The 11,559-nt window shown below is 37.7% G+C and carries 10 protein-coding genes; all 10 read right to left on the bottom strand.

The annotated features are described in order from the left end of the window. Positions 1-31 precede the first annotated feature (31 nt). Entirely contained in the window at positions 32-244 is a 213-nt protein-coding gene (locus GH741_RS03410) for a hypothetical protein (protein WP_170287545.1), read from the bottom strand. Positions 245-730: 486 nt separating this feature from the next. Next, a complete protein-coding gene (locus GH741_RS03405; RefSeq protein ID WP_153735345.1) occupies positions 731-2,320 on the bottom strand; it encodes a bifunctional GNAT family N-acetyltransferase/carbon-nitrogen hydrolase family protein in 1,590 nt (529 codons plus the stop codon). Between the two features lie 38 nt (positions 2,321-2,358). Continuing rightward, entirely contained in the window at positions 2,359-3,786 is a 1,428-nt protein-coding gene (locus tag GH741_RS03400) for an NAD-dependent succinate-semialdehyde dehydrogenase (RefSeq protein ID WP_153735344.1), read from the bottom strand. Between the two features lie 44 nt (positions 3,787-3,830). Further along, positions 3,831-4,928 (bottom strand): C45 family autoproteolytic acyltransferase/hydrolase, encoded by a 1,098-nt coding sequence (locus tag GH741_RS03395; RefSeq protein ID WP_153735343.1) that lies wholly within the window; start codon positions 4,926-4,928, stop codon positions 3,831-3,833. 126 nt (positions 4,929-5,054) lie between these two features. Continuing rightward, positions 5,055-6,335, bottom strand: coding sequence for an NAD(P)/FAD-dependent oxidoreductase (locus GH741_RS03390; RefSeq protein WP_153735342.1), 1,281 nt, complete (start codon positions 6,333-6,335; stop codon positions 5,055-5,057). A 30-nt stretch (positions 6,336-6,365) separates the two neighbouring features. Next, positions 6,366-7,220, bottom strand: a complete 855-nt coding sequence (locus tag GH741_RS03385; RefSeq protein ID WP_153735341.1) for an ABC transporter permease — start codon at positions 7,218-7,220, stop codon at positions 6,366-6,368. 15 nt (positions 7,221-7,235) lie between these two features. Further along, a complete protein-coding gene (locus tag GH741_RS03380; protein WP_153735340.1) occupies positions 7,236-8,012 on the bottom strand; it encodes an ABC transporter permease in 777 nt (258 codons plus the stop codon). Between the two features lie 137 nt (positions 8,013-8,149). Beyond that, positions 8,150-9,286, bottom strand: coding sequence for an ABC transporter substrate-binding protein (locus tag GH741_RS03375; RefSeq protein ID WP_153735339.1), 1,137 nt, complete (start codon positions 9,284-9,286; stop codon positions 8,150-8,152). Between the two features lie 188 nt (positions 9,287-9,474). Then, positions 9,475-10,533 (bottom strand): ABC transporter ATP-binding protein, encoded by a 1,059-nt coding sequence (locus GH741_RS03370; RefSeq protein ID WP_153735569.1) that lies wholly within the window; start codon positions 10,531-10,533, stop codon positions 9,475-9,477. Between the two features lie 339 nt (positions 10,534-10,872). Further along, on the bottom strand, positions 10,873-11,517 hold the full coding sequence (locus GH741_RS03365) for a GNAT family N-acetyltransferase (RefSeq protein WP_153735338.1): 645 nt from the start codon (positions 11,515-11,517) through the stop codon (positions 10,873-10,875). Between the last annotated feature and the right edge of the window lie 42 nt (positions 11,518-11,559).

Below are 11,559 nucleotides of genomic sequence, written 5' to 3'. Positions count from 1 at the left end.
TATCTTCAATATGTATAGATAAAGCCTTTTCTTAAGTCTTGTTACTTTTTAATCTTCGCACTTGATATAAAATGCGTCGTAGCGTAGCTACTAGTTGATTTGCGCTTCGGGCAGTCGCTTTCCGCGGGCAACGCTTCAACTTCCTTGGAAGCAGACCACTTCCTGCGGGATTTTCAGCCGTCGCTTTTCCCGCTGGAGTCGACTGCCCTTCGCTCCAATCACCGTCATCTAGTGTAGTTATCAAATACAACACTATACTAGCGTTGGGAATACACGAAGACTCATAAAATAATTGAAACCTCCACGCAATGAAATTTTCTAATTAATAAGTAGTAATGATTCATGAAATAAACGTTTCTTGGAGTTCATCTCATTTGAGCAGAAAGCTACCTTAAGCTGCGGAAAAATGCGACACTCCTCGAAAATATAAACCAATTTTCTTCGTGTGTTGCAAATTCACGGATGTCATTTCTGGTCCTATGGGCAAAGAACAGTCTGAAGACCCCACAGTGAGTGTTTTTTACGAGCGAGGAGGCTGAAGCATTCCCCATGGAAAGGGAGTGTTTTTCCGCAGCGATGAATTACGACTCCCTTATAAAGGATGGTAGGATATCAACCTGACAGTTACGTCGGAGTCTATAGAGAATCTGTAAATAACAACAATCTTTTAGAAAACAGTCATAGATAAAAACAATGGTCGTCAGTTTTTCCTGACGACCACATATCTGTCTTAAATTTCTTGACTAACTTCCTGCTTTGAATTATCCACCGTGTCGTCCATTACCTGAACCCGATAGACATCATGTCGCCGATCCTTTAAATGGGTAACAGTCCCGACCTTACGATAACGTCGTAACAATTCTAAATCAATTTCTCCAATAACCATGGTCTCCATGTTTGCACCTGATTCACTGATAATTCCTCTACTTGGAAAATTGAAGTCACATGGTGAAAAAATTCCCGACTGAGCATATTGGACATCCATATGATAGACATAAGGTAACGTCCCGACTGTACCCGCCATGACCGTATAAACTTCATTTTCAACTGCTCTTGCTTGTGCACAATACCGAACGCGCAAGTAGCCCTGTTCATCCTCAGCAGAGAATGGAGTGAAAATAATTTGGGCTCCTTTATCTACGGCAATTCTAGACAACTCTGCAAATTGAATATCATAGCCAAGTAAAATGGAAATCTTTCCGCAATCAGTATCAAATACTTGAACCGTTCTGCCTGGCTGAATTCCCCACCATTTCTTTTCATCTGCAGAGATATGAATTTGGTATTGCTTCTCAACTGTTCCGTCTCTTCTAAACAAGAAGGACACATTATAAATAGAATTATTTTCTTCTACAAAATGTGAACCACCAATGATGTTAATGTTGTAGCGAATGGCTAGGTCAGAAAATAGCTTTATATATTGATCCGTATAATCCGATAGCTTCCTGACCTGTTTACTCGGCACTGTTTCATCTATAAAGGAAAGCAGTTGCAGTGTAACCGATTCTGGAAATACAGCAAAATCACTGCGAATATTAGAGCTTGACTCGATAAAATACTCGACTTGCGCTGCAAAATCATCAAATTCTTCAATCTCTCTCAGCATATACTGAACAACTGAAATTCGAACAGGTAACGACCGTCGATAGCGATGATCTGAGTCTGGGCGATAATCTACATTCGTCCATTCCATCAATGTTGCATATTGAAGAGATTCTTTATCCTCTATTAAATAATTTGACATTACTTTTTTCAGTTCAAATCCATTCATTATTTGAAAGGTTAATACCGGATCATACACTTTCTTTTGAATCACTTGTTCAACATACTCTTCCGCAGACATTTTGTCAGCATACTTATGATAATTTGGAATTCTCCCACCAAATGTGATGGATTTCAAATTGAATTTTTTACATAGTTCCCGTCTCGCTTCATAAAGACGTCTTCCTATTTTCATATCACGAAATTCTGGATGGACGACGACATCGATTCCATATAAATTCAAACCCTCTGGATTATGGTTTCTTATATATCCACCACCAGATATTTCTGTGATTGTATGATTGTCACCATAATCATCGAAATTAATAATTAAGCTCGAGCAAGACCCGATAATTTTGCCGTTGAATTCAACACAAATTTGGCCTTCCGGAAAAATTTGCAGGTGTGTTTCATACTGCTTACGATTAAATGCAATCGCTGGATCACCAAACCCTAAATGGGCCATTTCAATAATGTCATCAATATCATCATAGGTTGTATTTCTTACAATTATTTCCTGTCCTAACTCTTCAGAGATAACTTTCTTTTTCTCAACCATAAATTAGCCTCCCTAACTGGTTGATTTCGTTAAATCGGCTAAATCAAGTTTATGGAAACATACTTTTCTTCTAAGTATTCCAAAATACCAGATTTTCCGCCTTCTCTACCATTACCACTTTCCTTAAAGCCACCAAATGGTCCTTGAACTGTTACAGGAGCAGGATCGTTTATTCCAACAATCCCGTACTCGAGTTCATTCATAATCCGCAGACCACGACTTAAGTCTTTTGTATAAAAATATGCAGCAAGACCGTAGGGTGTGTCATTCGCTTTTTGAATAACCTCTTCCTCGCTCTTGAAAGTAAAGATAGGAGCTACTGGTCCAAATGTTTCCTCCGTTGCAATTTTCATGTCATCATTAGCAAAGTTAATTACTGTCGGTTCATAAAAATATCCATCCAATCCCTCTGCATGGTATGGCTTCCCACCACAAAGAATTTCTCCCTTATGAGCCAATGCATCCGCAACCTGATCCTGAACCTTCTCAAATCCTTGCTTGTTTATTAGTGGTCCTATTTCTGTAGTTTCATCCAGACCGTTCCCTATTTTCAAAGCTGATACCCTCTCAGCAAGCTTACGTCCAAATTCTTCAGCTATATTTTCTGCAACATAAATACGATTTGTACAAATACAAGTCTGACCGGCATTTACGAACTTTGTACCTGTTGCGCCTGTGACTGCTGCATCAATGTCAGCATCCTCAAATACTATAAAGGGTGCATGACCGCCAAGCTCCATCGATACTTTTTTGACAGTATCGGCTGAATCTCGAATAAGCTTTTTCCCTACAGCAGTTGATCCAGTAAAGGTTAACTTCTTCACTAATGGATTTTTCGTGAGTTCTGGGCCAATTTCCTCTGCTGGTCCCATAACTAAATTTGCGACACCCTTTGGTAGCGAGGCTTCGTGAAAACATTCAAAAATTTTCATAGCTGATAATGGTGTTGCAGGTGCAGGCTTAATAACTACAGTACAACCTGCCGCAATAGCTGGAGCGATTTTTCTAGTAATCATAGATAGAGGGAAATTCCATGGTGTAATAGCCGCGGTCACACCAATTGGTTGTTTTAATACCATTAATTGCTTATTTGGATGTGATGCAGGGAGCGTTTCCCCGTACACTCGTTTCGCTTCTTCAGCAAACCATTCTACATAAGCAGTTGCACTTTTCACTTCTCTTTTTGCTTCAGATAAAGGTTTTCCCATTTCCGTCGTAATGGTATAAGCCAACTCTTCTTCTTTTTCTTTCATAATCGCTGCGATCTTATTTAAATAGGCACCACGCTCTGCTGCAGTTGCTTTTTTCCATGTTGAAAATGCTTGATGAGCACACTCGATTGCTTCCTTTGTTTCCGCTTGTCCCCCAGACGCAACAGTTGCAATAACTTTGCCTGTTGCTGGATTAACTACATCAAATGTTTTGCCAGAATTGGCTTTTCTCCATTCTCCATTGATATATAACAAAAGATGACCTCCCTATTATTCTATTTTACGGTTGGTTTCTTGAGTTAAAAAGTAACCTCTTCGAATGTACCTTCCGCAGGTTTTCCAATACAAAGTAACATTCTACGTTTAGAAAGATTCATAATGATAGAGAAAACAGTTTCCATTCTCCTATGCTCCGGTGCACGCATATTCTCATAATGATTAATCGAATTAGGTGCGTTAAATTCATCAGATAACCAACCCTTAAACGTTTCTTCTGTTATCTGTTCTCCCGATGAAATGGCTTGATCTAGTAATTGTTCAGCCCTTCGTTTTCTTATCATTGAATCGTCAAATCTAAATTCATTCATGTCGCGGAGATTTTCTTTAATAACATCAGACATCAAATGGTTACTGTGAACCAACTTGCCATCTGTACCACCGACTGAATCAATACCAAACGGTGAAACTTCAAAGTTAAGTGCCATTCCATTTCCTGGACCATTTCCTTGATCTTGGCCGATTAAAAAGCTAGCTGCTGCCGCCATTTGTCCAAACTTTATTTTCGAAATTGCCTCGCCTAGGGTATGGGAGTCTAATACCCCACGTAATCCCAAATGGATTGGAACCTCATTCGATTTTTTATCGGTTAATAGTGCATTAAAACAAACGCCTAGGCCTGATGAATTAAAACCTATCTTACCAATCATACCGCCCTCGGTAACCATTGTGATATCAGGTTTTGAAACATTATTATTCCTGATCCCTAGAACGAGTAAACTTTTCGTTTGACGTCCTTTCCAATCCCAGTTTTGACCGATGATCGTCTCAGATGTAAGAGGGGGACATACTGCCATTGCTGTACAACCATCCATAAAAGAAGACCCTTTATAACCAGCTAAAGCGATTTCACTACGAGCATTTAGGGCTAAAATATCCTCAAAATCTACGCCTGCACCCTCTGCTACCCCTTCCATCTCCTCAATTAGTTCTAAGTCATATTTTTCAATTGCCTTCACATGGGCTAACGCAATTTCTCGCGCTTCTTTCCAGTTTATTTGCTTATAGCCATAGAATAGTTTTTCATAGGTTTCTAGACTGTGTAGAACCTCTGCTTTTCCTTGAGAACCGTGCTGTTTGCCTATTTCTTTAGCGGGTCCTACTAATGTCAATTTTTTCATGACCTGTCTAATCCTTTCTGTGTAACAATGTTTTTTTAAAACAATATGACTTATTAACCTACTATTGTAGGTATTTATCTTGTAAAGCAAAGTATTAATTTTTTTGAAGCCAACAGATTATTTGTTTTATGATTTCTTCTTATCTTCATACCGAAAATAATATTTCATTAAACCAACAGCCTTCGCATGCTGACTGTGAAAAGGAATAGGCCTTATCCGCTTAACTTCTAGCGGATTTGCCACATCATCTTCAGCAACTATCTTTCTGGCAATCGCTTGGCCCATAATCGTAGACAGGGCTGCACCGTGTCCTGCATAACCGTATGCGAAATAAGTTCCATCCTCTAATCGACCCATGTATGGAAGTTTTTCTTTGGTAATTCCAACCTTGCCACTCCATTGATATTCTACTTTTGCTTCCCTCAAATCCGGAAAGACTGTAGTCATGCCAGACTGTAATTGATTAAAAAGCAGTAATTGGTCTCGCTTATTTGTAGAACGCCCCGAGCCACCAAAAGCCATCCGGTTGTCAGCTGTTCTACGGAAGTAATACAAAAGATTTTTCGAATCTGATACAGCTCGATTATTCTTAATTAAATCCTTCATTAGTTCTTCAGGCATTGGTTCAGTTGCAATCATAATACTCTCAACAGGAACAATGGTGCGCTTGATCCTTTTGTTTAGATCTCCAGAGTAACCGTTTGTTACGATTACAATCTCATCGGCAAAAACTCGACCACTCGTCGTTTTAACAATAACCTTATTATTTGCATCTCTCTCAATTCTTAAAGCTTCAGAATTTTCATAAATCACACCGCCAAAATTCTCCACCGCATCTGCCAGCCCTAGCGCATAGTTCAATGGATGAAAGTGCCCACATTTTTCATCAATTCGACCACCATGATAAAATGTTGTTTTCAGCTCTGTTTGCATCTCTGATGGTTCAACAATTTTCACTTTATGGTTAAATTCTCTTTCAAGTACTTCCTGCTCCCTTTTCATTCCATCAATATCTGATGCCCGGTAAGCCGCTTTTAAACTTCCTTTACGCGTAAATGCACAATCAATGTCATTTGACTCTATAATTGTTTCAATCAAATCTATCGAATCAAGGGATAGCTGGTACATTCGTCTTGCAACATCTATCCCTTTCTTTTTAATTAAAGAACTTGCAGAATCCATATATCCTGTAAGTAATTCCCCACCATTTCGGCCACTAGCACCACTACCAACTAAATCTTTTTCCAAAACAATGGTTTTAACGTCTTTTTGTTGCAAAAAATAAGAGGTGGAAAGTCCAGAGTAACCACCGCCAATAATAACTACATCACATTGTTGATCCCCTTCTAGCGTTGGTCGCTCTCGTCTTTGATTAGCTGTAGCTTCCCACATTGAGATCTTATCCATTGTTTCACTCCTCTTTGGTAACATCAGTCTTTAAATTAGGAATTTTTTATCTTTAGAAGAGGTAAACTTCATAAAGATGAAAACTGATAACAGTACAAGAATCATTAATAAGATAGATAAAGCAGAGCCTAGTTGCCAATTCATTTCAATTAAGAACGCATCACGGATGACATTTCCAACCATGACTAATTTTGATCCAGTTAACAAATCCGTTACAACAAACACACTTACTGCTGGAACAAAAGTGATAATAAATCCAGCAAGAATTCCCGGTAAAGTTAATGGTATAGTAACAGTGAAAAATGTTTTAACTGGATTGGCACCAAGATCTTCGGCTGCTTCTAAATATGTTTTATCAAGCTGCTCGATAGAAGAATAGATTGGTAAAATCATAAATGGTAGAAAACCATAAACCATCCCTAGTATGACTGCATAGGGCGTGTACATTAGTGTTAATGGTTCAGAAATTAACCCGATATTTTGAAGAAAGTGGTTAATGACACCTTCTCCATTTAATAAAATAATCCAAGCATACAGTCGGACAAGCAAATTTGTCCAAAAAGGAATCATAACTAATAAAATAAGTAGGTTTTTCCATTTGCCAGCATGTGCAATAAAGTAGGCAAATGGGTAAGCCAATAGTAAACAAATAACAGTTGCTGAAAATGCCCAAACAATCGAATTCCAAATAACCTTTAGATACATCGAACTCAAGAATGCTGTTTCATATGCGTGAGTACTAAATTCATAGATAATCCCACCATAACCTTCACTGGTCGTAAAACTTATAACCGTAACCATGACAATTGGAACTACGAGAAATAATAATAGCCACAATAGACTAGGTGATAGCATCGAATAAGCAAGTCTAATATTTTTAATCATATTCCATCTCCCTCTCTACTTACTAACACTCATTTTCCTTCCGGTCGCAAAAACCATAATTACAATGAGTAAAACCATAATGGTTGATAAGGCATTAATTTCAGGTGATACACCAAGTCGAACCATGGAATAAACGAGTACCGGTAATGTGTCTGAGCCAGGCCCAGTAGTGAAGTAAGAGATGACAAATTCGTCTAGAGAAATCGTAAACGCTAATAGTGCACCCGCAAGAACGCCCGGGAAAATCAATGGAAAGGTTATTTTCCAAAATGTTTGCCATTCATTTGCTCCAAGATCCTTTGCTGCCTCTTCTAGTGAAGCATCAAGTCCCGCCATTCTAGCAATTACAACGAGCATTACGTAAGAAATAGTAATTGCTACGTGCCCGGGAAATACTGTGGCAATTCCAAGCGTTACATCTAACCAACCATACAAAGCTAACAGAGCAACAGCCACGATAATGTCTGGAATGACAACAGGTATGTAAAACAAAAAATTAATCGCTTGTTTTCCAGGAAAATTGTACCGATGGATGGCGAGTGCAGCTAGAGTACCAAACACAGTAGCAATTAGCGTCGTGACAACTGCAATGATTAAACTATTGGTAACGGAATTGATGATCGCTTCATTTGAAAATAAGCTCCCATACCACTTAAATGTAAAGCCAGTCCATACAGTTCCAACCTTTGAATCATTAAATGAAAAAGCCATTAAAATGATTATCGGAATGTAGAAGAACATAAAAACTAGAGTGGTAAAGACGAAGAGTATTTTTTTTGTTTTTGGTCTCATTCCTACACCTGCCTCTATTTAATGGTTAGAATTAAGTAATGATAAATAGCCATTTCATTAGTCTTCTAGTCTCGTAAAGGTAAAAATTGAATAAAAGAGGTTCTTAAAAGAATCTCTTTTATTCAATTATGATTTTGCTACTCTACTTTTACTTCCTTATAAAGTCTATTCATTAACTGTATTGTTTCAGGTGGTAAATCCTCAAACCAACTAGCATTTGCAATCTGTTCAGCAGGAGGATATGAAGCTGGATTTGATCTTTCTTCCTCAGTCATTAGATCTAGTGCACCTTGATTTGGATTACTATATGGGAAAGCATCTGATAATTGTTTACTTACTTCTGGTTCTAGCAAATAATTAATAAATACCTCTGCGGTGTACTTGTTTTCAGATGTATTAGGAATTACTAAGTTATCCATCCATAGTTCGCCACCCTCTTCAGGTAATGTGTACGAAATGTCTGGATTTTCTTGCATAGCAACACCGGCCTCACCAGAATAAGTGTGTGAAATCCAAGCTTCTCCGCTTATTAATTGAGCAGATGGTGATGAATCGTACGCTAGAACATTTGGATGAAGCTTAGCTAATTCTGCTTTTGCCTGCTCCAAATCTTCTTCAGTAGGCTCATTCATAGGTAAATCTAGCTTTTGAAGAACCATAGCTAACGACTCACGTGGGTCATCTTGTACGGTAACATGGCCAGCATATTCAGCATTCCAGAGGTCTGCGTAAGATGGTGTACCATCTATGTGGGACGTATTATACGCTATCCCAGTACTTCCATATAGATAAGGAATAGAAAATACGTTACCTGGATCAAAATCTCTTTGGTGGAAAACGTCTTGAATATTTTCAAAGTTAGGAATATTATCCATGTTTAATTCAAGCAACATATCATCATCAATCATTCGACCAACAATATAATCAGTAGGAACAACTATATCGTAATTTACCGTTCCACTGCCTAACTTGGTAAGCATCTCTTGATTGGATGAGTAAGTTGAATAAACTACTTCCACGCCATATTCTTCTTCAAAATTGTCTAATACTTCTTGAGGCATGTATTCACCCCAGTTAAATAAATTAAGCTCTGAAGCTAGTTCCTGTTCTGTATCACCCTCAGAACTGCCAGCATCTTCGGAGCCGCCTGTATCTTCGGAACTTGTATCCTCAGAACCACTTGTATCGTCGGTAGTACCTGCATCATCTGAACTACAAGCTACCAAAGCAAGAAAAAATACGACAGCCAGCATTAACTTTAATAAATTTTTCATCGAATACCCCCAGTTTTTTTATGGTTATCAATTACTAAGCTATAAAGAACTCTTGCAGAAATTATAGTTAAAAATAATTTAATCTGAAGAACTGGAACTAATTTACCAATTCCTTGCAATTAAACTATTAACTAATGTAATCAAAATACAAAAACCAAGTTGAATTCTAATACATCAAAAGGATTCTATTAACCTTTGAAAACCACAGAATCCTCTGGTTGCCAACTAACATACACTTCATTACCTGATTTAATTCCAATTAGATCATCTTCGACTTCATTAACGACCATTTCACGGCCATTGGGAAGTTCGATAATAATTTTGGTGATTGAACCTACATAAATTTTTTCCTTAAATGTTCCACTAAGCAAAGTGTCTTGTGTCTTGGTAAGTGTAACCTTTGCTTTTTCAGGACGAATAGACATATAAACACTTTCGTCCAATTGAAGTGTGTCATTTTTAGGGGTGACTACTGTTACACCTTTTATATCTAAATAGGCATAATCACCCTTGAATTCAGATACCACACATTCAAATATATTTGTTTCACCAATAAAGTCAGCCACAAATTTAGAAACTGGTTTTTCATAAATCTCATGAGGTAGCCCAACCTGTTCAATTTTCCCTTCATTCATTACAACAATACGATCTGACATGGTTAAGGCTTCTTCCTGATCATGGGTTACATAGATAAAGGTGATACCTAAACTTTGTTGAAGGTGCTTTAATTCAAGTTGCATTTGTTTTCGAAGCTTTAAATCCAAAGCACCTAGAGGCTCATCGAGTAACAACACTTTAGGGTTATTAACGATTGCTCTGGCAATTGCAATTCTCTGTTGCTGACCACCACTTAACTGTTTAGGCTTACGATTCACATAGTCTTCCAGTTGAACTAGCTTTAATGCGTTCCTTACCCTCTCTTCAACCTCATCCTTACCCGTTTTCTTCATTTTTAGGCCAAAAGCAATATTTTCAAAAACATTCATATGAGGAAATAAGGAATAACTCTGAAATACAGTGTTTACTTCCCGTTTATAAGGCTCTATTTTTGCTACCTGTTTTTCATCTATCCAAACTTCACCTTCAGTTGGTTTTTCAAAGCCAGCGATCATTCGGAGTGTGGTCGTCTTGCCACAGCCAGATGGTCCTAACAATGTTAAAAACTCACCTACCTTAACATCGAGATTTAACTCATTTACTGCAGTATCTTTGCCAAACTTCTTTGTAATGTTTTTTAATTGAACCATGTATTCAGAAGTCAATTAACACCCCTCCATGTATGTTTTAGGATAAATACAACGTAATTTTCCACTCATTCCTCGGTGTACAGTGCATGTTAGCATGCTACTCAATTGTTCAACTAAATCAAGTTTTCATATGTAACAAATAGTTGCTTTGTCAGTCTGTCCAAATTCTTCTTATCATTACCAATTTCTTGTAATCTCAAAAGCAATAATTTTCCTAACATTCTGACTATATGAGGTAATGATACCTTTATTAAGTTGTCAAATCATTAGACAAAAAGTTAAATATTTCGACCACTTTTATAAACAACACGAAACAATACTATACTAATGGTCAAACATCTAGCTTTTATATCCCTTATTTTTCCATTCCATAAAAGTTGCCGTGTACATTGATGCTGGATCAGTAGGTAAATAGCCTGGCATTAAATACTTAAAGGAGAATCCCCTTTTTAACTGAAACGTTAATACCGGATCGTATAACTCCTCCTTTATTACCTTTTCAACATATTCTTCCGCAGTCATCCTTTCAGCGTACTGGTGAAAGTTTGGCATTCTACCGCCAAAAACAATCGATTCCAGATTTAACTCTTGACACAATTGTCTGCGTGCCTCATACAATTTTTTTCCAACCTTCATCCCTTGATAATCAGGATGGACAATCACATCGATTCCATATAGGTTTTTCCCATTCGGATTATGATTGCGAATATATCCGTCATCCGCAATCTGACTTAAACTATGTTGTTTAGGATAGTCATCCATGTTTACAATCAGACTTGAGCAGGAGCCAATGATTTCCCCTTTATATTCCACACAGACTTGCCCTTTAGGAAATATGTTTATTTCACTTAAATAATGTTCCTTCGTAAATGCTATTTCTGGAGGGTCAAAGGTTAATCTAGCAATCTCGGCAATACGATCCGCATCTTCTACTCGACTATTTCGGACAATTATCTCATTGGCATCATTTTTCAGTGAGTTCATCGACTTATCTATACCTCCTTTGGTTTGTTTGCAACTATTATT

This window comes from Aquibacillus halophilus (assembly GCF_009649745.1).
Taxonomy (GTDB): Bacteria; Bacillota; Bacilli; order Bacillales; family Amphibacillaceae; genus Aquibacillus; species Aquibacillus halophilus.
The sequence above is the reverse complement of the archived record's forward strand: the minus strand, read 5'-3'. Positions and strand labels throughout refer to the sequence as shown.

Excerpts from the sequence above, each read along its gene's own strand:
- GH741_RS03370 (WP_153735569.1), bottom strand. The coding sequence starts at position 10,533 with ATGGTTCAATTAAAAAACATTACAAAGAAGTTTGGCAAAGATACTGCA.
- GH741_RS03405 (WP_153735345.1), bottom strand. The coding sequence starts at position 2,320 with ATGGTTGAGAAAAAGAAAGTTATCTCTGAAGAGTTAGGACAGGAAATA.
- GH741_RS03365 (WP_153735338.1), bottom strand. The coding sequence starts at position 11,517 with ATGAACTCACTGAAAAATGATGCCAATGAGATAATTGTCCGAAATAGT.
- GH741_RS03375 (WP_153735339.1), bottom strand. The coding sequence starts at position 9,286 with ATGAAAAATTTATTAAAGTTAATGCTGGCTGTCGTATTTTTTCTTGCT.
- GH741_RS03395 (WP_153735343.1), bottom strand. The coding sequence starts at position 4,928 with ATGAAAAAATTGACATTAGTAGGACCCGCTAAAGAAATAGGCAAACAG.
- GH741_RS03385 (WP_153735341.1), bottom strand. The coding sequence starts at position 7,220 with ATGATTAAAAATATTAGACTTGCTTATTCGATGCTATCACCTAGTCTA.
- GH741_RS03390 (WP_153735342.1), bottom strand. The coding sequence starts at position 6,335 with ATGGATAAGATCTCAATGTGGGAAGCTACAGCTAATCAAAGACGAGAG.
- GH741_RS03380 (WP_153735340.1), bottom strand. The coding sequence starts at position 8,012 with ATGAGACCAAAAACAAAAAAAATACTCTTCGTCTTTACCACTCTAGTT.